This is a genomic window from Sphingomonas sp. GW821-FHT10C01, assembly GCF_059415525.1.
On the sequence record NZ_JBWKNK010000001.1, the window covers coordinates 1,933,861 to 1,958,667 of the forward strand.

Here is a 24,807-nt window from a genome sequence, read left to right on the forward strand (position 1 = left end):
CTCTTGGCTTCGGTGCCGTTGTCCGGCGTTGTTTCAGTTCACTACGTTTGCCTGTTCGCGCGCCAGTTTCTCGGCACGGCGGACGGGGCGGTCGCGCATTTCGGAGAGGGTGACGCCGATCGCGCCGATCACTCCCAGTACCGCGAAGAACCCGATCAACATTGCTCTTACTCCCTAATACTCGGGGGTTGGTTCAGTCAGTTGTTCAATTCACCGGCCGCTGGTCGCGCAGCCGTTCGATCTCGTCGGAGAGGTCGAGACCCTTGTCGGTCGCGATCCGCTCCAGCACCCGCACACGCTGCTCCAGCCGCTCGGTATGCGCCGCATATTGCGCGGCCTTCTCGGCGGTCTGGGCGTTAAGTGCTTCGGTCATCTTTTCCTTATGCTTCAGCCAGCGTGCGAACATGCTGGAGCCGATTCCGCCGATCACCGGGATGCCCACGACGATCATGAAGAAGATGAGCACACTGGTCGGCATGTTCCTGGCCTCTTCAATTCTTGCTGGTGACGCGGAGCGCTTCGATCTCGCGATCCAAGGCTACACTGCCGTCGGTGACGATGCGCTCGACATTCGCCAGACGGTCCTTGATCGAACCGAGCTCGGCGCGGAGCTGGGCGTTCTCGCCGGTCAGCAGCTTGATCCGCTCCATCGCCTCTTCATTCTTCTTCGGGTAGACCGCCTGCCCCCAGGCACCATCGAGCGGATAGCCATGCTTGATGCGGAGCCAGGTGGTGACCACCCAGCCACCGATACCCAGAACACCCATGATCGCGCCCAGGACGATGAAGGGCTGAATAAACTGCTGGTCCATTGTTCGTTTCCTGAATTCTGTTCTGGTTTCAGCGCAGCGAGTCGATCTCGCGGGCGGTGCGTTCGGCGGGGTCGGTGGCGATGCGTTCCAGCACGGCGATCCGCTCCTCCAGCCGGCCGATCTGGCCCGTCAGCCGCTCATTCTCGTTCGTCAGCAGCTCGATCTTGCGGTCGGCGGCGGGATCCGCCTTGGTGGTCGTGCCACTCCACTCATTCTCGATCGGATAGCCATGCTTCGCACGGATCCAGGTCGATACGAGCCAGCCGATGGTCGAGATCGCGATGATCGCGATGACGAAACTCGGTCCACCCCAGTTCATCGTTCATGCCCTCCTGTTGAACGCCGCGGCTCAGCGCAGGCGCTCGATCTCATCGGCGAGCTGCGTGTTGCGGCTCGTGTAAAAGGTTTCGATGTCGGCCATGCGGCGGTCGATGTCGCGCAGCTTGGAGCGGACTTCCTGGGTCGAACGGCGCGGATTGGCTCGCACGCCCTGCCAGAATTTCGCGTCCTCATCATTGTGGTAGAGGCCGATCGGCTTGGGCGAGGTGACCATCGCCAGGCCGATGTAGACGAAGAACATCAGCGGGAAGGTAGCGACCAGCAGGGCGAGGAAGCCCAGGCGGATCCAGAGCGGGTCGACGCCGGTATACTCACCGAGACCCTCGCAAACGCCCAGCCACTTGCCGTTGACCTTGTCGCGATAGAGTTGCGTGCGGCTTGCAGACATCTCTCAGTTCCTCCGTGCGCGTTCATAGTCGGGGAGTTCGCGAGCCGGGGGCAACTCAGGCCCGCGAACGCGGAACTCGGGATTGTCGGCGGCGATGATCCGCTCGATCGTCATGAGGCGGTCCTCGAGGCGACGGGCCGTATAGTGCAACTCGTCGAGCAGGTTTTCGTCTTCGCCGGTCAGCGTCTTCGCTTGCTTCCACTTGGTGACGTAATGAAGGATCACCCAGGGCATGCCGATGAAGAGCATGCCGACGATGACGATCGGGACCAGGACCTCTTCCATCGGCTCAGCCCTCCTTGTTCAGGCGCGCTTTGAGCGCGGCCAGCTCGGCATCGACCTTCTCGGCCGATTGCAGCTCGGCAATCTCTTCCTCCAGCGACTTCTTCGGCGCGCCCAGCGTCAGCGCATCGGCGCGGCCTTCGGCGAAGTCGACGCGGCGCTCGAGCAGGTCGAAGCGACTGAACGCCTCGCTCACCTTCGAACCGTGGGTCATCTCGCGCAGCTTGACGCGGTTGTTGGCGCTTTCCAGGCGGGTCGTGATCGCGTTCTGGCGGGCACGGGCATCGCGCAGTTTGGTCTGCAGCTTGGCGATATCCTCTTCCGAGGCGCGCAGCGCATCATCCAGCACCGAAATCTCGGCGCCCAGCTGGTCGCACATGTCAAATGCCTTCTGACGTTCAACCAGTGCTGCCTTGGCCAGGTCCTCACGATCCTTGCTCAGCGCCAGCTCGGCCTTCTCGGTCCAGCTCGCCTGCAGGTTCTCCAGCTTCGCGATATGACGCCGCATTTCCTTCTGGTCGGCGATGGTGCGCGCCGCGCTGGCGCGAACCTCGACCAGGGTCTCCTCCATCTCGAGGATGATCATGCGGATCATCTTCGCCGGATCTTCCGCCTTGTCGAGAAGGTCGGTCATGTTGGCTGCGATGATATCGCGGGTGCGAGAGAAAATGCCCATCTTCAACTTGCTCCTTGAAACTTCGTGCCGCCGGGCGGGCTAGGGGTTACCCGCCCGGCGGGACCGCTCAGACCGTGGCCTGAGTGGAAACATTTGCCGTCGCGGTGGCGGCGGGGCCGACCACGCTGGCGAGGCAGGTGGTGCTCACGACCAGGGTACATACCAGCGCCGCCATCGTGGTGCGAAAGCTGTTCTTGCCCTTGTACATTGTCGTTCCATCCCTTGATCTGTTGGCCGCTCGCTGCGGCATGCATGGTATACTGCAGGGTGCGTGCCAAGTCCGAAAAGTCCCGGAAATCCGCCATTTTTAAAGCATTTCGGCGATCTGTTGCAATTGCCCTATTGCCAAGTGTTGGGAAAATACCCCAATGGTTCGGATATGGAGCGTACGACCCAGGTGATTGGCCAATCCGGCGCGTTTCTCGATGCGCTGGAGCTTGCTTCGCGAGCGGCCGCGCTCGATCGCCCGGTACTGGTGATCGGGGAGCGCGGGACCGGCAAGGAACTGGTGGCCGAGCGCCTTCATCGCCTGTCGCCGCGCTGGGATCAGCCGCTGGTGGTGATGAACTGCGCCGCACTGCCCGAGACGCTGATCGAAGCCGAGCTGTTCGGGCATGAAGCCGGCTCCTTTACCGGCGCGACCAAGGGACGGGCCGGCCGGTTCGAGGAGGCGGATGGCGGCACGCTGTTCCTCGACGAACTCGGGACGCTCAGCATGGCCGCGCAGGATCGCCTGCTTCGCGCGGTCGAATATGGCGAGATCACCCGGATCGGTGCCTCGCGCCCGATCCAGGTCGATGTCCGCATCGTCGCCGCGACCAACGAACATCTGCCCGAACGGGTGGAAAGGGGCACCTTCCGCGCCGACTTGCTGGATCGCTTGAGTTTCGAAGTGGTGACTCTGCCGCCGCTGCGCGCGCGCGCGGGCGATATCCTGGTTCTCGCCGAGTTCTTCGGCCGGCGCATGTCGTCGGAGATCGGCAAGGATTGGGAGGGGTTCGGGCCCACCGCACTCGACGCGCTGACCAATCATAGCTGGCCCGGCAACGTCCGCGAATTGCGTAATGTGGTTGAGCGCGCGGTCTATCGCTGGGACGGCTATGGCCCGGTCGACGCGATCCAGATCGATCCTTTCGCCTCGCCCTATCGTCCCGCGCCGATGCCGCACGGCATTCCTGGCAATGCCGCGCCGGTGCAGCTCACCACGGAGGAGCCGGGACCGCTGCCGCGCCGCGACGACGACTTTGCCGGCGACTTCAAGAGCCGCGTCAACCGCTTCGAACGCGAATTGCTCAGCCGCGCGCTGGCTGAGAACCGCTTCAACCAGCGTTCGACCGCCGAAGCGCTGGGGTTGAGCTACGATCAGCTCCGCCATGCGCTCAAGCGTCACGAACTGCTCAACGCTGGCGGTTAGCCGGGTTGCCATGCGGGGCAGGGGCGGCCTATCGCCCCCGGCATGGAGATCACCGCCGAGATCGTCGCCTTTCTCATTGCCGTAGCGTTTGTCGCGGGCACGATCGATGCGATGGCGGGCGGCGGCGGACTGCTCACCATTCCGGCGTTGATGGCGGTGGGTGTTCCGCCGGTCGCGGCGATCGCCACCAACAAACTCCAGAGCGCGTTCGGCACCGCCTCCGCCTGCATCGCCTATTGGCGCGGCGGGCATCTCGATCTGCGCCGTTTCGCGATGCCCGCGGCGGGGGCGTTCCTGGGATCTGCGCTGGGCGCCTATACCGTCCAGCGGGTCGATCCCGGCTTCCTCACCGCCTTCGTTCCGATCCTGCTGATCCTGATGGCTATCTACTTCCTCCTGGCCCCGCCGATGGGGGAGGCCGACCGCCATGCCCGCCTTGGTACGATAGGGATCACGGCGGTGTCGGTGGTGCTCGGCTTCTATGACGGTTTCTTCGGGCCTGGCGCCGGATCTTTCCTGACCACCATGATGGTCGCGCTCGCCGGCCTTGGCCTCGTCCGCGCGATCGCGAATGCGAAGTTCCTCAACTTCGCTACCAACGTCGCCGGGCTGCTCGCGATGATCGCGGGGGGTAAGGTGTTGTGGATGATCGGCCTCGGCATGGCCGCCGCGAACATCGTCGGCAACCAGATCGGCGCGCGATTGGCGATGCGCTATGGCGGCAAGGGCGTCCGCCCGTTGCTCGTCCTCATGTCGATCGCGCTCACCGTGAAGCTGCTGTCCGATCCCGCCAACCCCATCTGGGCGTGGCTTCACCACTGATCGCCCATTTCGATGGCGTATCGAGAAAAATTTGTGCGGCGAAGCTCCCGCTGATGCGTTAGGCGGGCGCGACACCAGAACAAGGAGGGTCTCCCATGGCTTTTGAACTGCCCACGCTGCCGTACGCCAAGGACGCGCTCGCGCCGACCATCTCGGCCGAGACGCTCGATTTCCATTATGGCAAGCATCACAAGGCCTATGTCGACAAGACCAACGGCTTTGTCGCGGACAAGGGTCTTGAGGGGAAGAAGCTCTCCGAGGTGATCCGTCACGCCAAGGAAACCGGCGACAAGGCGCTGTTCAACAACTCGGCGCAGATCTGGAACCACAGCTTCTACTGGTTCGGCCTGACGCCTGAGCCCAAGGAGCCGACCGGCAAGCTCGCCGAGCTGATCGAGAAGACCTTCGGCTCGAAGGAAGAGCTGGTGAAGAAGCTGGTTGCCGAAGCGACCAATCACTTCTCCAACGGTTGGGGCTGGCTGGTACTCGAGGATGGCGAGATCAAGGTGACCTCGCTCCACGACGCCGATACCCCCGTCGTCTATGATTACAAGCCGCTGCTGACGATCGACGTGTGGGAGCACGCCTATTACATCGACTATCGCAACGCGCGTCCGGGCTATCTCGATGCGATCACCAAGATCATCGACTGGGATTTCGTCGCGGCGAACCTCGACGGTGAAGGCGTGAGCCGGGCCGACCAGAACGGCTGATCGCCTCACGGCGTAAACGAAAAGGGCCGCGGTTCATCCGAACCGCGGCCCTTTTTCTTGCCCGTCCCGTGGCGTTTATTGTTCCGGCGGCAGCGCCTTGTCGACGATCTCGCGGTCGGTCGTCAGGCCGTGGCGCAGCAGCATCGGGATATTGCCCATCGCGAAGATCAGGGTGAGCGGCACCACGCCCCACAGCTTGAAGCCGACCCAGAAGTCCCAGCTCTGCGTGCGCCATACGATCTCGTTCAGTACCGCCATCACGACGAAGAACACCGTCCAGTTGATCGTCAGCAACCGCCAGCCCTTGGCGGTCAGCCCCGGATAGGCGCTTTCGAGCAGCATCTGCAGCAGCGGCTTCCTGGTGATCAGGCCATAGGCCAGCACCGCAGCGAACATCGAATAGACGATGGTCGGCTTCACCTTGATGAAAGTCTCGTCGTGGAACCACAGGGTCAGCCCACCGAACACCAGCACCAGCGCGCCCGAGATCCACAGCATCGGGGAAACATGCTTGGTCTTCCACAGCGAAATGCCGATCGCGATGAAGATCGCGACCATGAAGGCGGCGGTCGCCGCCATCATTCGCGCAAGCTGCGGCCCGCCCATCAGGCTGTTCACGGCAAAAAACACCGCCAGCGGACCGAAATCGATCAGCATGCGGAGGCCGGGGGCAGGGGCGGGTTTCGTGGTCGAGGATTCGTTGGAGGTCATACACTCAGTCTACCGTTCGCCCTGAGCTTGTCGAAGGGCAAGTTGAGGGTGCGGATCTTCCCCGGGTCGAGTCCGGGGTTGGCCCGAATGAAGGTCTAGCCTTTGTTGAACGCCTCGACCCCGGCGATGATCCGGGCGACCTCGTTCGGATCGAAGCCGCGCAGGTCGTCGACCTTCTCGCCGACGCCGATCGCGTGGATGGGCAGGCCGTATTTCTCCGCCGCCGCGACCAGCACGCCGCCGCGCGCGGTGCCGTCGAGTTTGGTCATCACCATGCCGGTGACGCCCGCGACTTCCTTGAACACTTCGATCTGGCTCAGCGCGTTCTGGCCGGTGGTCGCGTCGAGCACCAGCACCACATCGTGCGGCGCGCCCGGATCGATGCGGCCGAGCACGCGGCGGATCTTCGCCAGCTCGTCCATCAGTTCGCGCTTGTTCTGCAGCCGCCCGGCGGTATCGACGATCAGCACGTCGGCGCGCTGGTCGGTCGCCTGTTTCAGCGCCTCGAATGCGATTCCGGCCGCGTCGCCGCCCTCTGCGCCGGCAATGATCGGCACGCCGACCCGCTCGGCCCAGGTCTTGAGCTGGCCGATCGCGGCCGCGCGGAACGTGTCGCCCGCCGCCAGCATCACCTTCAGCCCCTGATCCTTCAGGATCGCGGCCAGCTTTGCGATGGTCGTGGTCTTGCCCGATCCATTGACGCCGATCACCAGGATCACCTGCGGCCGCGCCTTGTCGGTGGTCAGCGGCTTCGCGACGGGGACCAGCGCCTTCTCGATCTCCTCGGCGACGACCAGGCGGATGCCCAGATCCTCCATGCCGCGCTCATATTGCCCGTCCGCCAGCCGGTTGCGGATGCGCGCTGCGGTGCCGGGGCCCAGGTCGCTGGCGATCAGCGCTTCCTCGATCTCGTCGAGCGTCGCGTCGTCCAGCCGCGCGGCGCCCAGGCCGGCAAGGTTGCCAACCAGCTTGTCGGACGTCTTCTTGAACCCTCCGAGCAGCCGCTCGCGCCACGAAGGCCCGCTCATGCAGCGACCCCGATCAGCTTGCCGTCCTGTACCGTCTTGATCTTCACGTTCGCGATTGTCCCGACTTCCTGTGGCGGAAGCAGTACTTCCGCGAAATTGCCCGCATGGCCCCGATCGCCCGGCCGTTCCACCAGAATCGACTGACGCGTTCCGACGAGGGAGTCCAGCCAGGCCGCGCGCCGGACCGCCGCCCGTTCGCGCAACGCCGCCGCCCGCGCCTTGGTGACGCCCGGCGCGACCTGCGGCATCCGTGCCGCAGGGGTGCCGTCGCGCGGGGAGTAAGGGAAGATATGGGCGTGGACGATGTCGCAATCGTCGATCAGCGCCAGTGTGTTGGCGAACATCGCCTCGTCCTCGGTCGGGAAGCCCGCGATCAGGTCCGCCCCGACCGCGATCTCCGACCGCGCCGCCTTGAGGCGCGCCACGAGCTCCAGCGACTGCGCGCGGGAATGCCGCCGCTTCATCCGCTTGAGTACCATGTCGTCGCCCGCCTGAAGCGAAAGATGGACATGCGGCATCACCCGCGTCTCCTGCGTCAGCAGCGCGAACAGCCGGTCGTCGATCTCGATCCCGTCGAGCGAGGAGAGCCGCAGCCGCGCGACATCGCTATGCGCCAGCACCCGTTCGACCAGCATTCCCAGCGTCGGGGCGCCGGGCAGATCGGGGCCATAGCTCGTCAGATCCACACCGGTCAGCACCACCTCGCGATGCCCGGCCGCGACCAGGCTCTGCACCCGCTCCACCACCGCGCCCGCCGGCACCGACCGGCTGTTCCCGCGGCCATAGGGAATGGCGCAGAAGGTGCAGCGATGGTCGCATCCGTTCTGCACCTCGACAAAGGCGCGCGCATGGGCAGAGAAGCTCGCGGCCAGATGCGGTGCGGTCTGGCGCACCGCCATGATGTCCTGCACCAGGGCGGCCTCGCCCGAAGCCCAGGCCGCCGGCATCAGTTTCTCGGCATTGCCGATCACCCGGTCCACCTCGGGCATGTCGCCGAAGCTTTCGGGGTCGATCTGCGCCGCGCATCCGGTCACCACGAGTTTTGCCTCCGGGCGCGCGCGCCGCGCCTGGCGGATCGCCTTGCGGGTCTGGCGCACGGCCTCGTTGGTCACCGCGCAACTATTCACGACGACAACATCCTCGGACCCAAGCAACGCCCGGATCGTTTCGCTTTCAGCAAGGTTGAGCCTGCAACCCAGGCTGATTACCTCTGGTCCGGTAATGGAGGACGACATGAGCGGCGATCTAGGGCTGGCGGACGGCGAAGTCCATGACGAGGCCAATGCGGTACTCGGCTTCTGGTTCGGCGAACTCACGCCTGAACAGCATTTCGCGAAGGACGATGCCGTCGACGCGGCCATTCGCACGCGCTTCTCCCGCCTGCACGATCTGCTGATGGCGAGCGGCGCGGCGGGTTGGCGCGATCGGCGGGACAATCTTCTCGCCGCGGTGATCGTGCTCGATCAGTTCAGCCGCAACATCCATCGGGGGTCGGGTAAGGCCTATGCCGCCGACAAGCTGGCACTGTCGCTGACGCTGGAGGCGATCGGCAAGCATTGGGACGAAGATTTGCCGCCCGAGCGCGCCGCTTTCCTCTACATGCCGCTGATGCATGCCGAGGATGCTGAGGCGCAGCGGCTGTGCCTGCGCAAGTTCACCGCGCTGGGCCGGCCCGAAAATCTGCGGTTCGCGATGGAGCACGCGGTGGTGATCGAGCAGTTCGGTCGTTTCCCCAGCCGCAACGTCGCGCTGGGGCGGATCTCGACTCCCGCAGAGCTGGACTATCTGAAGCGCCCCGACGCGGGCTGGTAACGGGCGCTGGTGATCAGGCCGGGTGCGACTCGAGCCGGATATCACGGCGCGCGAGCAGCATCCCGTCTTTGGTCCGTTCGAGCCTTACGATCCCGCTCCCGCCGCGTAATTCGCATGCCTTGCGATAGGCGGCAGTGACCCCGAACTCGCCATCGAATACCACATCGTCGATATAATAGGGCCGCCGGCCGGGTTCACCGATGAACAGGTGAACATGGGCGGGCATCGACCGGTCGGGATAGACCGCCGGCTTGATCGTGCGAAAGGTGTAGCGCCCGTCCGCTCCCGTGCGTGCCCAGCCGCGCAGCCGCCCGTGACGGCGGCTCCACATGCTTTCGTTCGATCCGTTCGCATAGAGACCGGCATTATTGGTGTGATGGGCATAGATCACGACGCCTGGGGCAGGGGCTGCGCCATCCGCCGTCAGCACTCGACCGGTCAGGATCATGCGCTCGCCGGGTTCGGTGGGCGCTGCTAGGTCGACGGTCGCGGACAGCGCGCGCGCCGGACGCTCGCCCACGGCTTCGCACCCTTCGCAATTATAGAGATCGGGTCTCGCCGCGGGTTGTGGCGGACGCGGTCCTGCCGTGAGCCCGCGGATCGCGAGAAACCCACCGGCGCCGCTGGCCAGTGCCGTCAGTATCACGCGTCGATCGATCCCCATCGCTTCCGCCCTCCGGCTGTGCCTTTCGGCTTCTAGAACAGGGCGGCGGCAGGGAGAAGAGGGCTTAGCCGGCGCGGCGCCCGCTATCCGCGACGATGGGGGTCACCGTCGCCGATGGCCGTTGCTCGTCATGCGCCACCAGCAGGCGCTTCTCCGCGAGCAGGCGCCGCGCGCCGGCCACGGAAAGCGGCTTGCCATAATACCAGCCCTGCGCCTTGGCACAGCCCAGCGCCTTCAGCCGCGCTTCGATCGCCGCGTCTTCGACTCCTTCGGCGGTGATCGGCAGGTTCAGGCTCTCGCCAAGGCTGACGATCGCGTTGACGATCGCGGCGGAGTCCGCGCTTTCGTTCAATGAGATGACGAAGCTCTTGTCGATCTTGATCCGGTCGAAGGGCAGGGCGCGCAGGTGCGCCAACGACGAATAGCCCGTTCCAAAATCGTCGAGCGCCAGACTGGCGCCCTGGTTCTTGAGGCTGCCGACGATCGACTGGGCCAGCGCCAGATTCTCGAACAGCGCGCTTTCGGTGATCTCCAGCTCCAGCCGGTGGGCGGGGAAGCCGGTCTCGGTCAGTACCTTGATGATCTTCTGCGCCAGCCACGCGTCGCGCAGCTGCCAGGGCGAGATGTTGACCGACAGGTTGAGTGAGGGATCCCAGTCGCGCGCGGCGGTGAACGCCTGGTGCATGATCGACAGCGACATATCGGCGATCATGCCGGTTTCCTCGGCGATCGGGATGAACAGGTCGGGACTGATCAGGCCGCGTGTAGGGTGCTCCCAGCGTGCCAGAACTTCGAAACCATAGAGCTTGCCGGTGGCTAGATCGATCTGCTGCTCGAAATAGGGGACGATCTCGCCGCGCGGGATCGCGGCGCGCAGGCCCGATTCCAGCTCGTTCCGCGTCTGCAGTTCGCGTTCCATCGACTGGTCGAACCACGCATAGCGGTTACGCCCCGACTTCTTCGCGACATACATCGCGATATCGGCGGAGCGCAGCAGGGCATCGATGCTCTGGCAGTCAAAATCCGATCGCGCGACGCCGACCGAGCAGCTGATATGGAGCCGGAACCCGTCGGCTTCGATCGGCTGCGACAGGCGCGCCACCAGCTTCTCGGCAATCCGCTCGACCGTCTCGGGATGCGCCGGATCGAACAGGAAGCCACAGGCGAATTCATCGCCACCCAGGCGGGCGGTGAGGGCGACCGGGGGCATTGCGGTGGCGATTTCACCCGCGACGGCGCGTAGCAGGGCGTCGCCGACCGCATGGCCATGCATGTCGTTGATCGTCTTGAAGTGATCGAGGTCGACGATCATCAGCGCCATCGCCTTGCGCCGATGGTTGGCGCGCACGAACATCGCCGCGCCTTCTTCGTTCAGGCTGCGGCGGTTGAGGAATCCGGTCAGCGGATCGCGACTCGCCAAGATGTGCGCGCGCTCTTCGGCGGCGGCGCGAATGCGGACTTCCTGGCGCAGCGCGGTGTGGCGGCGCCAGCCGAACAGGATCAGCGCGACGTTGAGCAGCAGCGCGATCACCAGCGTTCGATCCGCTGGCGCGCCGCCCTCGAAATAGTGTTTGAGCGTCTTGGACAACACCGAGCTGCCGGTGCCGACGAACATCAGGATCGCGGCGACGCTGATCGCCCCGGTGATCAAATCGGCGCCGGGCGCTGCGCCCCTCAGTTCGTCCTTGTTGTCGAGATCCAGCGCCATGCCGGCAAAGCTCCCACCCCTGGTAATCGCGGGATATTCCACCTTGAGGGTATAGATGGAGTTAAAGTGAGGAGAGGTTGCACCTATCTTCGTTTCCAGCTAAGCGCGCCCTCGACCGTTCCCAGGAACGCGACGCATGTTGCCCAAGGGCACGCTGGCTGACGAGGTTTCGTCCGCCGGCGTTTTATGCGTTTCGGACCTGGGATGTAAGGAGAAGCGAGTGTTCGATAGTCTGAGCGAGCGGCTTGGCGGCGTATTCGACCGTCTCAAGGGCCGTGGCGCACTGACCGAAGCCGATGTGCGGACCGCGATGCGCGAAGTGCGTATCGCGCTGCTCGAGGCCGACGTCGCACTCCCGGTCGCACGTCAATTCGTCGAAACGGTCACTGAGCAGGCGGTCGGCGAAAAGGTGCTGCGTTCGGTCACGCCGGGGCAGCAGGTCGTCAAGATCGTCAATGACGCGCTGATCGCGATGCTCGGGCCGGATACGGCCGAACTCGCGCTCGACGTTACCCCGCCCGCCGTCGTGATGATGGTCGGTCTGCAGGGTTCGGGTAAGACCACCACCACCGCCAAGATCGCGAAGCTGCTGAAGAAGCAGGGCAAGAAGGTGATGATGGCGTCGCTCGACGTCAATCGCCCGGCCGCGCAGGAACAGCTTGCCGTACTTGGCACGCAGATCGAGGGTGCGACGCTCCCGATCGTCGCGGGGCAGCAGCCGGTCGACATCGCCCGCCGCGCGCTCCAGGCCGCGAAGCTCCAGGGCTTCGACGTGCTGATGCTCGACACCGCCGGCCGCCTGCACGTCGACCAGCAGCTGATGGATGAGATGAAGGCGGTCGCCGACATCTCCAAGCCGCAGGAAATCCTGCTCGTCGTCGACAGCCTGACCGGCCAGGACGCTGTCAATGTCGCGCAGAGCTTCGGCGATCAGGTGGCGCTCACCGGCGTCGTGCTCACCCGCATGGACGGCGACGCCCGTGGCGGTGCCGCGCTGTCGATGCGCGCCGTCACCGGCAAGCCGATCAAGTTCGCCGGCGTCGGCGAAAAGCTCGACGCGATCGAGCCCTTCCACCCGCAGCGTGTCGCCGGCCGTATCCTCGGCATGGGCGACGTCGTCTCGCTGGTCGAGAAGGCCGCTCAGGCGATCGAGCAGGAAGACGCCGAGAAGATGGCGGCACGGCTGGCCAAGGGCCAGTTCGACATGAACGACCTGCGCGGCCAGCTCGCGCAGATGCGCCGCATGGGCGGCCTTGGCGCGCTGGCCGGGATGATTCCCGGCATGAAGAAGGCGCAGCAGGCGATGGCCAATGGCGCGGTCGACGAGCGTATCCTGCTCCGCATGGATGCGATGATCACGTCGATGACGCCCAAGGAGCGCACCAAGCCCGAGCTGATCAACGCCAAGCGCAAGATCCGCATCGCCAAGGGGTCGGGCACGACCGTTCAGGACGTGAACAAGCTGCTCAAGATGCACCTCGAAATGTCCACCGCGATGAAGCGCATCAAGAAGATGGGCGGCCTCAAGGGTATGCTCGGGATGCTCGGCAAGGGTGGCATGGGCGGTCTCGGCAACGCGCTGGGCGGCCCGCAGATGGGTGAGATGATGGGCAAGCTGGGTGGACCTGGCGGCGGCATCCCCGGCCTGCCTGGCGGTGAGATCCCGCCGGACCTGGCAAAGCTTTTGAACAAGAAGAAGTAATTTAGTTTCAGACTTTTAAGAAGGAAGATTACCAATGGCACTCAGCATGCGTCTGTCGCGTGGCGGTTCGAAGAAGCGCCCTTATTACCGCATCGTCGTTGCCGATGCGCGCAGCCCGCGTGACGGCAAGTTCATCGAGAAGATCGGTACCTACAACCCGCTTCTCGCCAAGGACAATGCGGACCGCATCAAGCTCGACACCGACCGCGCGAAGCATTGGCTGAGCGTCGGCGCGCAGCCGACCGACCGCGTCGCCCGTTTCCTCGACGTCACCGGCGTCAAGGAGCGCGCAGCCAAGAACAACCCGAACAAGGGCAAGCCGGGCGAGAAGGCCGTCGAGCGCGCTGAAGAGCGCGCCGAGAAGCTGAAGGCCGCCGAGGAAGCCGCTGCGGAAGCAAAGGCTGAGGCCGCTGCCGCCGCTGCCGCTCCGGCGCCCGAGCCCGAAGCCGTCGAGGAAGCTCAGGCCGAGGCCGTCGAAGTCGTCGCCGCCGAAGTCGAAGCCGCGACCGAAGAGCCGACCGCCGAAGCCGAGCAGGTCGTCGAAGCGCTCGCCGAGGGAGCTCCGGCTTCGGACGCGACCGAGGAAAAGGCTGAGGGCTGACCCTTGGTTAAGGACGCCCCCGTCACGCTCGCCGTCATCATCGGCGCGCACGGTGTGACGGGGGAGGTCCGTCTCAAGGTCTTCGCCGATGACCTGTCCGCGCACCGCAGTTTCAACGGCGGTGCGTTGACGCTCAAATCGGTGCGTCATGGCAATAATGGCGCCATCGCCCGTTTCGCCGAAATCGCCGACCGGACCGCCGCGGAGAAGATGCGCGGCACCGAGCTTTCCGTGCCGCGCACCGCGTTGCCGGAACTGGGCGAGGGCGAATATTATCATGCCGATCTGATCGGGCTCGCCGCGGTTTCCGAGGGTGGGGACGCGATCGGCACCGTCGTTTCGGTCGAGAATTTCGGCGCGGGCGACGTGGTCGAGATCGAACGGACCCCGGTCGAGAATCAGGGGGCGAAGCGCTTCATGATCCCGATGCGGCCCGCCGCGGTTCCGCGCTGGGACGCGGCGACGCTGACCGTCGCCGACGGCTGGGCGGAATAGCCGGCGCATGCTGGCGATCCTCTCCGACATCCACGGAAACCTTCCCGCGCTCGAAGCGGTCATCGCGGATGCGCGCAACGCCGGAGCGACCGGCTTCGTCAATCTGGGCGACAGTCTTTCGGGGCCGCTCTGGCCGGCCGAGACCGCCGATCTGCTGATGCGGGAGGGCTGGCCGACGATTGCGGGCAATCACGAGCGGCAATTGCTCACGCATTCGCTGGAGCGGATGAACGCTTCCGACCGGTTTGCTCGAGGATGCCTCAGCGATGCGCATCTCGCCTGGCTAGCCGATCAGCCTGAAGCGCTTACCGTCATCCCGGCCACCGTGCCGGGATCCACGGTCCCGCAGGCGCTGCGCTTGAGCCTCGATGGCATCGCTCGTGGCGATGTGGATCCCGGCACGGTGGCCGGGATGACGAAAATGGGGGATATTCTTTGCGTCCACGGCAGCCCGCGCAGCGATGTCGAGCATCTGATCCACAGCGTCGCAGGCATCGGCCTGCGCGATGCATCCGACGCCGAGATCGAGACGCGTCTTGATGGCGCCGCGGCTCCGGTGATCCTGTGCGGCCATACCCATGTCGCACGCGTCGTGATGCTCGCGGATGGCCGCACCCTCGCCAACCCCGGCAGCGTCGGCCTTCAGGCCTATACCGACGACCATCCAGCCTTCTATTCGGTCGAGAATGGCGATCGGCTTGCCCGCTACGCGCTGGTGAGCGGCACCACGGTCGAGCTGTGCGCCATCCCCTATGATCACCTTTCCGCTGCTTCCAAGGCTGAGCGCGAGGGGCGAGAGGATTGGGCCGAGGCGCTGCGCAGCGGCCGCAACGGCTGATTTTCGCTTCCAGAATCGGAGTTTCTCTGGTTGCCTCGGCGGATGATGAACCGCCTGATCCGTCCGCTCTCCATTCTTGCCGCATCCGTCGCGCTGCCCGCCGCCGCGCAGACCGCGCCGCAGCTTCCGCCCGCCGCGATTGCCGAGGTCGGAGATGCGTTCGCGAAGTTCCAGGAACGTACGCCTGTGCCGGGTCTGGTCTATGCCGTGGTGAAGGACGGCAAAATCGTCCTGTCCTCGACGCAGGGTGTGCAGACGATCGGTGGCGCGCCGGTGATGATGGACACGCGCTTCCGCATCGCATCGATGAGCAAGGCGTTCACCGCGCTCGCCATCCTAAAGCTGCGCGATGACGGCAAGCTGTCGCTCGACGATCTCGCCGAAAAGCACGTTCCCGAGATGCGCGGCTGGAAATATCCCACCAGCGACAGCCCGCGCATCCGCATCCGTGATCTGCTCCAGCATGTCGGCGGCTTCGTTACCGATGATCCGTGGGGCGACCGCCAGCAGGTGCTGACCGAGGTCGAATTCACCAGGATGATCGCGGCGGGCGTGCCATGGGGGCTTCCGACGCAAAGCCGCCACGAATATTCCAATTTCGGCTACGCTCTACTCGGCCGCATCGTCTCCAACGTCTCGGGCAAGCCCTATCAAGCCTATATCCGTGACACGATCCTGCGCCCGCTCGGCATGACCGCCTCGACCTATGAGGTGAGCGAAGTGCCTAACGACAAGCTCGCGGTCGGCTATCGCTGGGAGAATGAACGCTGGGTCGAGGAACCGCGGATGCGCGACGGTGCGTTCGGCGCGATGGGTGGCCTCGTCACGACCGCCAACGACTATGCGAAATGGGTCGGTTTCCTGCTTTCGGCCTGGCCGGCGCGTGATGGACCCGGGATCGGACCGGTCAAGCGCGCGACGGTGCGCGAGATGGCGCAGGGGCTGAACTTCGTGCGGATCACGCCACGGCCCGGTGCTGGACCGGACGACAAATGCGTCCATGCCGGCGCCTATGGCATGGGCTTCCGCGTCACCCCCGATTGCGACCTTGGCCTGACGCTGGCGCATGGCGGGGGCTATCCGGGCTATGGCAGCTTCGTGGTGCTCGCGCCGGAAAGCGGCGTCGCCGCCTTCGGATTCGCCAACCGGACCTATCAGGGGCCGTCATTGCCGGTATGGCAGTCGCTCTGGGCGCTGGCGAAGGCCGATGCCGTAACGCGGCAAAGCGGCCCGTTGCGGCCCGTGCTCAGCGAGATGCAGGACGCTGCCCGTGCCGCCTATGCCGCGGTTGATCTCAAGCCGCTCGACGGCAGGCTCGCGATGAATTTCCTGATGGATCGCTCGGCGGAGAATTGGGCGAGGGAATTCGCGCGGATCAAGGACATCGTCGGCACCTGCGCAACCGCCGAACCGCTGCGACCGCAGGGGTACATGACGGCCAACTTCCGCTGGAACTGCGAGAAGGGCAAGCTCGACGGCCAGATCCTGCTGGCGCCGACCAACCCGCCGACGATCCAGGCGCTGCGCTTCGCGCCGCAGCCGGGGAAGTAAGGGCGCGGCAATGACGCGGTTCCTGCTGGATACGGATATCTGCATCCGCATCCTGCGCGATCCCGGCTGCCGCGTCGCGCTGCGGGCGACGCGGGAAGAGGGAGTCGCGATCTCCGCCATTTCGTTCGCCGAACTGGCGCTGGGCGGGCTTGCCTCGGCGGACGCTTTTGCCGAAAGCGTGCTGCCGTTCGACACGGCTGCCGCGCAGCGTTTCCCCGCGGCACGGAAAGCGCGGGGCAAGTTCGACCGGCTGATCGCCGCGCATGCACTGGCGCTGGGCGCAACGCTGGTGACGCACAATGTTCGCGACTTCCGGGATGTGCCCGGGCTTCGCATCGAAGACTGGACCATTTGACGCAATGAGCTTCGCCGCAACCGTTTTGACCCTCTATCCGGAGATGTTTCCGGGGCCGCTCGGCACCTCGATCGCCGGGCGCGCGCTCACGGAGGAGAAGTGGTCGCTCGACACCGTCCAGATCCGCGATTTTGCCACCGACAAGCATCGCACGGTCGATGACACGCCGGCGGGCGGCGGGGCCGGGATGGTGCTCAAGGCGGATATCCTCGCCGCCGCCTGCGACAGCGTCGGCTATGTCCGCCCGATGCTGGCGATGACCCCGCGCGGCGCGCCGCTGACCCAGGAGCGCGTGCGCGAACTGGCGGCGGGTCCAGGGGTGTCGATCCTGTGCGGCCGGTTCGAAGGCTTCGACGAGCGCCTGTTCGAGGCGCGCGGCATCGAGCCGGTGTCGATCGGCGACTATATCCTCTCGGGCGGGGAGATGGGGGCACTGGTCCTGCTTGACGCTTGCATTCGCCTGCTTCCCGGCGTAATGGGCGCGCCTTCCAGCGGGGTCGAGGAAAGCTTCGAAAGCGGCTTGCTCGAATATCCGCAGTACACCCGGCCCGTCGAATGGGAAGGGCGCACGATCCCGCAAGTGCTGCGATCGGGGGATCATGCGAAGATCGCGGCCTGGCGAAAGCAACAGGCAGAGATCGATACACGGCTAAGGAGGCCGGATCTTTGGGAGCGCCATGAGGGCGCTCGGGTCCAGTCTCCCTCTGGCGCGCGGCAAAAGAAGGACGAATGAGATGAACCTCATCCAGCAGATCGAGGCCGAGAACGTCGCGAAGTTCCTGGCCGACAAGAAGATCCCCGATTTCCGCCCCGGCGACACGCTGAAGGTCGGCGTGAAGGTCGTCGAAGGCGAGCGCACCCGCGTTCAGAACTATGAAGGCGTCTGCATCGCCCGCGCCAACAAGGGCATGGGCAGCAACTTCACCGTTCGCAAGATTTCGTTCGGTGAGGGCGTCGAGCGCGTCTTCCCGCTCTATTCGCCGAACATCGACAGCATCGAAGTCGTCCGTCGCGGCGTCGTGCGTCGTGCGAAGCTCTATTACCTGCGTGGCCGCACCGGCAAGTCGGCCCGCATCGCCGAGCGCCGCGATCCGCGCCCGTCGAAGGAAGTCGCCGCGGCCGAGTAAGCCGCGTCGCCAGACGAACAGCGCGGGGCGCGGAAGTGATGACTTCCGCGCCCCGTTTCGTTTCGGTGCGTTGAATTTCGGGCGAGTCGCATTATTTTCGCCTTGTGGCGAACCGCATGATCCTGACAGCGAAGACGCAGCGGCCCCGGTTGCCGCTCAAGTTCGCGTCGATCTGGCTGGCGCTCGTTACCGCGCTGCTCTCCTCACTGATGTTCGCTGGGGTGCCGCGCACCACGGCGCTCGGCTCCGCATTCAACCCCGCGACCACTGCGGTCGCGCTCAAGCCCAGCCGCGCCCAGCCACTGGAGCAGGCTGAGGCGATCCGCCGCGACGATGAGCCGGCAAGCGGGCAGGGCGATACGATCGCCATCGCACCGCTGCCCGCCATTTCCGCGGCACCCGAATACGGCCTTCCTCCCTCTCCCGAACCATTGGCGATGGCGCCTGTGCTGTCGTTACCCCCTGTTCTGGACGGCAGTCCGCGTGGTCCGCCGCTTTCCTGACTTCCCCCTAGCCAACCCGCCCTCGCGGGCGGCGACATTGGGAGACACGTCATGGAAACGCCACGCAACAAACGGCCGCCCTGGTGGTTTGCACCCGCGATCTGGAGCGGGATTGCCGGTAGCGCCGCGATCGCCGCGGCACTGGTCGGCGCAACGACCGAGTAGTGAGCCGTTACCCGGGCCGCATTGACGGCCCGGGCACTAAACAGGGACATTTTTGCCTATGCATCATACGCCGCTCATCGCCACGATCGTCGCCGGCCTCGTTATCGCCTTCATCATGGGATCGGTCGCCCATCGGCTGAAGGTTTCGCCCATCGCGGGCTATCTGCTCGCGGGGATCCTTGTCGGTCCGCACACCCCAGGCTTTGTCGGCGACGGCGACCTTGCCGCGGAGCTCGCCGAGATCGGCGTGATCCTGCTGATGTTCGGCGTCGGCCTGCACTTCTCGCTGCGCGACCTGTTGTCGGTGAAGAATGTCGCGGTCCCCGGCGCGATCGGCCAGATCGCGGTCGCCACGCTGATGGGCATGGGCTTGTCCTGGACGATGGGCTGGGATCCGCTCGCTGGCTTCGTCTTCGGCCTCGCCCTCTCGGTCGCCAGCACCGTGGTGCTGCTGCGCGCGCTCCAGAGTTTCGGCATCGTCGACACCGAACGCGGACGCATCGCGGTCGGCTGGCTGATCGTCGAGGATCTGGTGATGGTGCTGGCGCTGGTGCTGCTGCCCGCGCTCGCCGAGGTGATGAAGGGCGATGCCCCCGCGACTTGGTCGGCGCTGCTGGTGCCGCTGGCGCAGACTGCGTTCAAGATCACCGGCTTCCTCTTCGTGATGCTGGTGGTGGGCCGCCGGGTGATCCCCTGGGCGCTGCACTGGGTGGTCAACACCGGTTCGCGCGAGCTGTTCCGCTTGGCGGTGCTCGCTATCGCGCTCGGCGTCGCCTTTGGTGCCGCGGTCGTATTCGACGTGTCGTTCGCGCTCGGCGCCTTCTTCGCCGGCATGATCCTGGGCGAGACCCCGCTCAGCCGTCAGGCGACCGAGGAGACGCTGCCGTTGCGCGACGCGTTCGCGGTGCTGTTCTTCGTCTCGGTCGGCATGTTGTTCAATCCGCAGATCGTGGTCACGCAGCCGCTGGCGCTGGTCGCCACGGTGCTGATCATCGTGTTCGGCAAGTCGGTTGCGGCGTATCTGATCGTCCGCGCGCTCAAGCATAACCACCGCACTGCGATCACCGCGGCGGCGAGCCTGGCGCAGATCGGCGAATTCTCGTTCATCCTCGCCACGCTCGGCACCAGCCTTGCGATCCTGCCGCCGGCGGGCCGCGACCTGATCCTCGCGGGTGCGCTGCTGTCGATCTTCATCAACCCGTTCCTGTTCAACTGGTGCGTGCCTAAGCGGCAGGAAAAGACCGATCCGGTCGAGATGCCCGCCAATACGGGCGACCTGCAGGACCATGTCGTGCTGATCGGCTATGGCCGCGTCGGCAAGCTGATCGCGCGTGACCTGAAGGCGCGGGGCCGGGCGTTCATCCTGATCGAGGATCAGGCCGATACCGCCAAGGAGGCCAAGGAAGGCGGATTGAACGTCGTGCGCGGTAACGCGCTCGACCCCGCCGCGCTGGAGGCGGCCGGGATCGAACGGGCGAGCAAGCTGCTGATCGCCATCCCCGAGGGGTTCGAGGGCGGCGCGGTGGTCGAGGGGGTCCGCAAGATCCGCCCCGACATCGCGATCGTCGCGCGCGCCCATTCGGATGCCGAGGTCGAGCATCTCGAAGCTGCGGGCGCGGGCGAGGTGGTGATGGGCGAGCGCGAAATCGCGAACCGGATGCTCAGTCTCTGCGCCAACCCGCTGCCGCGCGGGGCCTAGGCCTCAGCCATAGGAGACGATCTCGAACTCGATTCCGTCATAGTCGAGGAAGTAGAAGCGGCGGCCGGGCGAATAGTCGCCATGCGCGAACGGTTTCAGCCCGGCCTCCGTGACCTTGTCCTCGATCGCGTCGAGATCGCGGACGAGGATGCCGACATGATTGAGCGGCGCGCCTTTCGGAAACCGCGCCTCCGGTTCACCCGGGGGCGCGTAAAGGGCGATGTAGAAGCGTTCGTCCCCGACATGGATGGAGGTGCCTCCGTCGCGTGCTGGACCTTCCCAGCGGATGTGCCAGCCGAACAGCCGCTCCATCAGCTCTGCGGTGCGGGCGGGGTTGGTGACGGTGAGGTTGACGTGTTCGATGATCGGGCCGGACATCCACATATCCTTTGCGGTTGCGTGATTGCCCGTCCCCGGTACAACCTCAACTTAAGTTGAGATCAAGCACAAAGTTTCGAGGGCCGGACATGCGTGGATGCGATCTGCTGACGATTGGCGATCTGGCGGCGCGGACCGGCCTGTCGGTCTCTGCGATCCGCTTCTACGAGGAGCGGGGGCTGGTGTCGCCGATCCGCACCAGCGGCAACCAGCGCCGCTTCTTGCGATCGGACATTCGCCGTCTGTCCTTCGCGCTGATCGCGCAGAAGCTCGGGCTGAAGATCGAGGAGATCGCCGCCGAACTGGCGGAATTGCCCCATGGGCGCACGCCGACCCAGGCGGACTGGGAACGGATCAGCCGCCATTTCCGCGCCGAGATCGACCGGCGCATCGCACTGCTTGAGCGGACGCGCGAGACGCTGGACAGCTGCATCGGCTGCGGCTGCCTGTCGCTCAAGACATGTGGGCTGTACAATCCGGGCGACCGGATGGCCGCCAACGGTCCCGGGCCGCGCTTCGTGTTGTCCGAAGCGCGGCCCGAGCCGGGTCAATAGGCGGTCAGGTTGCGCACATAACCGCGCGAATCGACCGTGCAGCGCGAACGCTCGCGCCCGGTCTCGACCACGACTTCCCACTCGTTGCGGTTGAGCTCGCGGGCGCTGACCGGAACGCTCGTCCCGCGACGCGCATTCAGGTCGTCGTCGGCGCGGCGGGCGCAGGCGTCGCGCGAGACCTGCGGCACATTGCGAAGCGAGTTGCGGTCATCCGGGCGGTTGCGCGCGTCATTCTGACCGGCCTGATACCCTTCGCGGTAACGGTCGTTGCCGCGGCGGTCATAGGTCTGGCCGTACAGACCGTCATCATAACCGCGCTTGTATTCTGGGTCGCGCTGGGGATCGGGTCGGCGCGCGTCGTTCTGGCCGGCCTGATAGCCTTCACGATAGCGGTCGTTGCCGCGACGGTCATAGTTTCTGCCGTAGAGACCGTCGTCATAGCCGCGCTTATAGTCGGGGTCGCGCTGGGGGTCGGGGCGACGCGCGTCGTTCTGACCGGCTTGATAGCCTTCACGATAGCGGTCGTTGCCCCGGCGGTCATAATTTCTGCCGTAGAGGCCATCGTCATAGCCACGCTTGTAGTCGGGATCGCGTTGCGGATCGGGACGCTTCTGCGCCTCGGTCTCGCCGGCCTGATAGCCTTCGCGATAGCGGTCGTTGCCGTTACGATCATAGGGGTTGCCGTTCAGGCCGTCGTCGTAGCCGCGCTTATAGTCGGGACCCTTGTCCTTCTTGCTCGCCAACGCCGCGATCAGGCCGATCGCGACCGCCGCGCCGACCACGACGCCGGCCGAGGGACCACCCTTGCCGCAATCGGACTTGGAAGCGCTCGAGATCGACTCATACTGGCCCCGCCACACATTCACGCGGATGCAGGTGTCGGTGCGCGAATTCCACCAGAACTGCGAATCGCCCGACCGTTTCTCAAGCTTGTAGCCGCGCCGCTGCAATTCGGAGTCGCCCCGGCTCGATCGGATACCCTGCAGGTCATTCTCCTGCGCGGCGACCGCGATCGGTGTGAACACCGTTGCAAAGAGAGCCAGGGTAGCGACGCCTTTGGTCATTCGCTGCTTCATGATCGTTCCCTTGTTATACTGGACCGTGCGACAACTCGCACTGTTACGCGTCCGTTCCGTGAAGGGGTATTTCCCCAAACCGTTTTCGCTTCAACAGCCATGGCGCTTTACCGCTCGTGAACGCTCCGCAATAAGCGACCCCTTGTTCCGGAGAGGTTTGATGAAGCGATGGCTGGCGGGTGTGATGATGGCGGGCGTGTGGGCGATGCCGGCTGAAGCGCAACAGGCGGTACCCCAGAAGCTGACGCTGGAACGCGTCTTCGCCAGCCCCGACCTTGCCGGCAGCAATCCGCGCACACTGAAACTTTCGCCTGATGGCAAATATGTAACGGTGTTGCGCAACCGCGCCGAGGACCGCGACCGCTATGACCTGTGGGCGATGGACACCACATCGGGCGAATGGCGGATGCTGGTCGACAGCAAGAAGGTCGGTACCGGCGCCGAACTGTCCGAAGCGGAGAAGATGCAGCGCGAGCGCGCGCGCGTCGGCGGGACGCGGGGGATCGTCGCCTATGATTGGGCGCCGGATGGCAAGTCGGTCCTGGTGCCGCTCGACGGCGACCTCTACCTCGCGACGCTGGCCGGCGATGTGCGGCGGTTGACCAAGAGCGAGGCGGGGGAGCTGAACCCCGAGATCAGCCCTGGCGGCCATTTCGCCTCCTATGTTCGCGACCAGAACCTCGTGGTGCTCAACCTCGTCACTGGCGCGGAGAGCAAGGCGACGACCGAGGGCAAGGGCAATGTCTATTTCGGCGAGGCGGAGTTCGTCGCGCAGGAAGAGATGGGACGCCGCACCGGTTACTGGTGGTCGCCCGACGACAAGCGTATCGCCGTCCAGCGGTTCGACGAGACGCCGGTCGGCATCGTCAGCCGCGCGGCGATCGGCGCGGAAGGGACGCGAGTCTACGACCAGCGCTATCCCAAGGCGGGCACCGCCAACGTGCTGGTCGACCTCTACGTCATCAACCCCGACGGCAGCGGCAAGGTGAAGGTTGATCTCGGCACCGAGACCGATATCTATCTCGCCCGTGTCGACTGGACGTCCGACGGCAAGACGCTGCTGGTCCAGCGCCAGAACCGCGCGCAGAGCGTGCTCGACATGCTTGCGGTCGATCCCGCCACCGGCACGTCGCGCATCCTGTTCAGCGAAAAATCGGGCGAACGCAGCTGGGTCAATTTGTCCGACGCCTATCGCCCGCTCAAGGACGGCAGCCTGATCTGGTGGTCCGAGCGTGACGGCCATGGCCATCTCTATCGCTTCAAGGACGGCAACTGGACCCAGCTGACCAAGGGCGACTGGGAAGTCGCCGAACTGGTCGGGGTGGACGAGGCGAAGGGGCGGGTGACCTTCCTCGGCAACAAGGACGGGGTGCTCGAACGGCACCTCTACACGCTGGACCTGAACAAGCCCGGCGCGATCACGCGGATCAGTGAGCCGGGCTTCTGGTACGCCGCCAAGACCAATGACACGGCGAGCCGCATCGTCGTCACCCGTTCGAAAGGCGATCAACCGACCCAGGTGATGCTGACCGACGCGGCCGGCAAGCGCCTGGCCTGGGTCAATGAGAACAAGGTCGCGGGCGATCACCCCTATGCGCCCTATCTCGCCGCGCATCGCGCCAAGCAGTTTGGGACGATCAAGGCCGCCGACGGCACCGTCCTGCATTGGGAGATGATCACGCCCAAGCTGGAGCCGGGCAAGAAATACCCGGTGTTCTTCCAGCATTATGGCGGCCCGCATTCACAGCAGGTCAGCCGCCAATGGGGCGGCGCGCTCCAGCAATATATCGTCGATCGCGGCTATATCTGGTTCGTGCTCGACAATCGCGGCGCGGCCAACCGTGGCAAGGCGTTCGAGGATCACCTCTTCCAGGCGATGGGCGGGGTCGAGGTTCAGGACCAGCTCGCCGGCGCCGCGTATCTGAAGACGCTCGACTTCGTCGATCCGGCCAAGATCACCACCTATGGCTGGTCCTATGGCGGCTATATGACGCTCAAGATGCTCCAGGCCGCGCCGGGCACCTTCGCGGCGGGCGTCTCGGGCGCGCCGGTGAGCAAGTGGGAACTGTACGACACCCATTATACCGAGCGCTACATGGGCGATCCGCGCAAGGTGCAGGGCGCCTATGACAAGGCCAACACCGTCGCCGACGCCACGAAGATCAGCGATCCGCTGCTGCTGATCCACGGCATGGCCGACGACAATGTCGTGCTGGAGCATTCGACGGTGATGATGTCGAAGCTGCAGGGCGCGGCGGTGCCGTTCGAGGTGATGCTCTACCCCGGCCAGACCCACAAGGTCGGCGGGCCGGGCGTCAGCGTCCATCTTTGGAAGACGATCCTCGACTTTCTCGACCGCAGCACCGCGAAGAAGGATGCGTCCGCGAAATGATT

31 protein-coding genes are annotated in these 24,807 nt (G+C 65.2%); 16 read left to right on the forward strand and 15 right to left on the reverse strand.

Features of this window, described 5'->3' with window-relative positions; genetic code table 11:
- Window positions 1–33 precede the first annotated feature (33 nt).
- From AC07M1_RS09330 to AC07M1_RS09365, 8 genes are all read right to left on the reverse strand, one after another.
- Entirely contained in the window at window positions 34–162 is a 129-nt protein-coding gene (locus AC07M1_RS09330) for a hypothetical protein (RefSeq protein WP_495162267.1), read from the reverse strand.
- A gap of 43 nt (window positions 163–205) precedes the next feature.
- The gene (locus tag AC07M1_RS09335; protein ID WP_495162268.1) at window positions 206–478 is read right to left on the reverse strand and encodes a phage holin family protein; all 273 of its coding nucleotides are present in this window, start codon (window positions 476–478) and stop codon (window positions 206–208) included.
- Between the two features lie 13 nt (window positions 479–491).
- Window positions 492–812 (reverse strand): hypothetical protein, encoded by a 321-nt coding sequence (locus AC07M1_RS09340; RefSeq protein WP_495162269.1) that lies wholly within the window; start codon window positions 810–812, stop codon window positions 492–494.
- A 28-nt stretch (window positions 813–840) separates the two neighbouring features.
- On the reverse strand, window positions 841–1,131 hold the full coding sequence (locus AC07M1_RS09345; RefSeq protein ID WP_495162270.1) for a hypothetical protein: 291 nt from the start codon (window positions 1,129–1,131) through the stop codon (window positions 841–843).
- A 30-nt stretch (window positions 1,132–1,161) separates the two neighbouring features.
- Window positions 1,162–1,539 carry an envelope stress response membrane protein PspC gene (pspC, locus tag AC07M1_RS09350; protein ID WP_495162271.1) on the reverse strand — a complete coding sequence of 126 codons (378 nt, stop codon included), beginning with the start codon at window positions 1,537–1,539 and terminating at the stop codon, window positions 1,162–1,164.
- Between the two features lie 3 nt (window positions 1,540–1,542).
- Window positions 1,543–1,824 carry an envelope stress response membrane protein PspB gene (gene pspB / locus AC07M1_RS09355; RefSeq protein ID WP_495162272.1) on the reverse strand — a complete coding sequence of 94 codons (282 nt, stop codon included), beginning with the start codon at window positions 1,822–1,824 and terminating at the stop codon, window positions 1,543–1,545.
- A gap of 4 nt (window positions 1,825–1,828) precedes the next feature.
- Entirely contained in the window at window positions 1,829–2,497 is a 669-nt protein-coding gene (gene pspA / locus AC07M1_RS09360) for a phage shock protein PspA (RefSeq protein ID WP_495162273.1), read from the reverse strand.
- 67 nt (window positions 2,498–2,564) lie between these two features.
- Window positions 2,565–2,705, reverse strand: coding sequence for a hypothetical protein (locus AC07M1_RS09365; protein ID WP_495162274.1), 141 nt, complete (start codon window positions 2,703–2,705; stop codon window positions 2,565–2,567).
- A gap of 171 nt (window positions 2,706–2,876) precedes the next feature.
- On the opposite strand from AC07M1_RS09365, the gene pspF reads away from it, so the two are divergent.
- The 3 genes from pspF to AC07M1_RS09380 all read left to right on the forward strand — a co-directional run bounded on the left by pspF (window position 2,877) and on the right by AC07M1_RS09380 (window position 5,446).
- A complete protein-coding gene (pspF, locus tag AC07M1_RS09370; RefSeq protein WP_495162275.1) occupies window positions 2,877–3,911 on the forward strand; it encodes a phage shock protein operon transcriptional activator in 1,035 nt (344 codons plus the stop codon).
- Window positions 3,912–3,953: 42 nt separating this feature from the next.
- A complete protein-coding gene (locus AC07M1_RS09375) occupies window positions 3,954–4,733 on the forward strand; it encodes a TSUP family transporter (protein WP_495162276.1) in 780 nt (259 codons plus the stop codon).
- 95 nt (window positions 4,734–4,828) lie between these two features.
- Complete coding sequence (locus AC07M1_RS09380) at window positions 4,829–5,446, forward strand: superoxide dismutase (protein WP_495162277.1); 618 nt, start codon at window positions 4,829–4,831, stop codon at window positions 5,444–5,446.
- A gap of 75 nt (window positions 5,447–5,521) precedes the next feature.
- Here AC07M1_RS09380 and AC07M1_RS09385 read toward each other — a convergent pair whose 3' ends face one another.
- From AC07M1_RS09385 to mtaB, 3 genes are all read right to left on the reverse strand, one after another.
- Window positions 5,522–6,157, reverse strand: coding sequence for a septation protein A (locus AC07M1_RS09385; RefSeq protein ID WP_495162278.1), 636 nt, complete (start codon window positions 6,155–6,157; stop codon window positions 5,522–5,524).
- A gap of 95 nt (window positions 6,158–6,252) precedes the next feature.
- The gene (gene ftsY, locus AC07M1_RS09390; protein WP_495162279.1) at window positions 6,253–7,185 is read right to left on the reverse strand and encodes a signal recognition particle-docking protein FtsY; all 933 of its coding nucleotides are present in this window, start codon (window positions 7,183–7,185) and stop codon (window positions 6,253–6,255) included.
- A complete protein-coding gene (mtaB, locus tag AC07M1_RS09395; RefSeq protein WP_495162280.1) occupies window positions 7,182–8,420 on the reverse strand; it encodes a tRNA (N(6)-L-threonylcarbamoyladenosine(37)-C(2))-methylthiotransferase MtaB in 1,239 nt (412 codons plus the stop codon). The genes ftsY and mtaB overlap by 4 nt, the downstream gene beginning before the upstream one ends.
- Between mtaB and AC07M1_RS09400 the strand changes: the two genes are divergently transcribed.
- Window positions 8,419–8,997: a DUF924 family protein gene (locus AC07M1_RS09400; RefSeq protein WP_495162281.1), complete on the forward strand. Its 579-nt coding sequence runs from the start codon at window positions 8,419–8,421 to the stop codon at window positions 8,995–8,997. The two genes, mtaB and AC07M1_RS09400, sit on opposite strands and share 2 nt — an antisense overlap.
- A 13-nt stretch (window positions 8,998–9,010) precedes the next feature.
- Here AC07M1_RS09400 and AC07M1_RS09405 read toward each other — a convergent pair whose 3' ends face one another.
- Complete coding sequence (locus AC07M1_RS09405; RefSeq protein WP_495162282.1) at window positions 9,011–9,661, reverse strand: dioxygenase family protein; 651 nt, start codon at window positions 9,659–9,661, stop codon at window positions 9,011–9,013.
- A 64-nt stretch (window positions 9,662–9,725) separates the two neighbouring features.
- On the reverse strand, window positions 9,726–11,369 hold the full coding sequence (locus AC07M1_RS09410) for a putative bifunctional diguanylate cyclase/phosphodiesterase (RefSeq protein WP_495162840.1): 1,644 nt from the start codon (window positions 11,367–11,369) through the stop codon (window positions 9,726–9,728).
- Window positions 11,370–11,589: 220 nt separating this feature from the next.
- Here AC07M1_RS09410 and ffh point away from each other — a divergent pair, with 220 nt between their 5' ends.
- The 10 genes from ffh to AC07M1_RS09460 all read left to right on the forward strand — a co-directional run bounded on the left by ffh (window position 11,590) and on the right by AC07M1_RS09460 (window position 20,405).
- Entirely contained in the window at window positions 11,590–13,071 is a 1,482-nt protein-coding gene (ffh, locus tag AC07M1_RS09415; RefSeq protein ID WP_495162283.1) for a signal recognition particle protein, read from the forward strand.
- A gap of 34 nt (window positions 13,072–13,105) precedes the next feature.
- A complete protein-coding gene (rpsP, locus tag AC07M1_RS09420; RefSeq protein WP_495162284.1) occupies window positions 13,106–13,672 on the forward strand; it encodes a 30S ribosomal protein S16 in 567 nt (188 codons plus the stop codon).
- A gap of 3 nt (window positions 13,673–13,675) precedes the next feature.
- A complete protein-coding gene (gene rimM / locus AC07M1_RS09425) occupies window positions 13,676–14,167 on the forward strand; it encodes a ribosome maturation factor RimM (protein ID WP_495162285.1) in 492 nt (163 codons plus the stop codon).
- 7 nt (window positions 14,168–14,174) lie between these two features.
- Complete coding sequence (locus AC07M1_RS09430; RefSeq protein WP_495162286.1) at window positions 14,175–15,005, forward strand: metallophosphoesterase family protein; 831 nt, start codon at window positions 14,175–14,177, stop codon at window positions 15,003–15,005.
- A 45-nt stretch (window positions 15,006–15,050) separates the two neighbouring features.
- Complete coding sequence (locus AC07M1_RS09435) at window positions 15,051–16,556, forward strand: serine hydrolase domain-containing protein (protein ID WP_495162287.1); 1,506 nt, start codon at window positions 15,051–15,053, stop codon at window positions 16,554–16,556.
- Between the two features lie 10 nt (window positions 16,557–16,566).
- A complete protein-coding gene (locus AC07M1_RS09440) occupies window positions 16,567–16,911 on the forward strand; it encodes a type II toxin-antitoxin system VapC family toxin (protein ID WP_495162288.1) in 345 nt (114 codons plus the stop codon).
- Between the two features lie 4 nt (window positions 16,912–16,915).
- Window positions 16,916–17,644 (forward strand): tRNA (guanosine(37)-N1)-methyltransferase TrmD, encoded by a 729-nt coding sequence (gene trmD / locus AC07M1_RS09445; RefSeq protein WP_495162289.1) that lies wholly within the window; start codon window positions 16,916–16,918, stop codon window positions 17,642–17,644.
- A gap of 1 nt (window position 17,645) precedes the next feature.
- Window positions 17,646–18,038, forward strand: a complete 393-nt coding sequence (gene rplS / locus AC07M1_RS09450; RefSeq protein ID WP_495162290.1) for a 50S ribosomal protein L19 — start codon at window positions 17,646–17,648, stop codon at window positions 18,036–18,038.
- 116 nt (window positions 18,039–18,154) lie between these two features.
- Window positions 18,155–18,541 carry a hypothetical protein gene (locus AC07M1_RS09455; protein ID WP_495162291.1) on the forward strand — a complete coding sequence of 129 codons (387 nt, stop codon included), beginning with the start codon at window positions 18,155–18,157 and terminating at the stop codon, window positions 18,539–18,541.
- Window positions 18,542–18,764: 223 nt separating this feature from the next.
- Window positions 18,765–20,405: a cation:proton antiporter domain-containing protein gene (locus AC07M1_RS09460; protein ID WP_495162292.1), complete on the forward strand. Its 1,641-nt coding sequence runs from the start codon at window positions 18,765–18,767 to the stop codon at window positions 20,403–20,405.
- A gap of 3 nt (window positions 20,406–20,408) precedes the next feature.
- Here AC07M1_RS09460 and AC07M1_RS09465 read toward each other — a convergent pair whose 3' ends face one another.
- Window positions 20,409–20,783, reverse strand: a complete 375-nt coding sequence (locus AC07M1_RS09465; protein WP_495162293.1) for a VOC family protein — start codon at window positions 20,781–20,783, stop codon at window positions 20,409–20,411.
- Between the two features lie 89 nt (window positions 20,784–20,872).
- On the opposite strand from AC07M1_RS09465, the gene soxR reads away from it, so the two are divergent.
- Window positions 20,873–21,337 (forward strand): redox-sensitive transcriptional activator SoxR, encoded by a 465-nt coding sequence (soxR, locus tag AC07M1_RS09470; RefSeq protein WP_495162294.1) that lies wholly within the window; start codon window positions 20,873–20,875, stop codon window positions 21,335–21,337.
- On the opposite strand, the gene AC07M1_RS09475 is transcribed toward soxR, so the two are convergent.
- Entirely contained in the window at window positions 21,331–22,413 is a 1,083-nt protein-coding gene (locus AC07M1_RS09475; protein ID WP_495162295.1) for a hypothetical protein, read from the reverse strand. The two genes, soxR and AC07M1_RS09475, sit on opposite strands and share 7 nt — an antisense overlap.
- A gap of 160 nt (window positions 22,414–22,573) precedes the next feature.
- Here AC07M1_RS09475 and AC07M1_RS09480 point away from each other — a divergent pair, with 160 nt between their 5' ends.
- Entirely contained in the window at window positions 22,574–24,805 is a 2,232-nt protein-coding gene (locus AC07M1_RS09480) for a S9 family peptidase (protein WP_495162296.1), read from the forward strand.
- Window positions 24,806–24,807 lie beyond the last annotated feature (2 nt).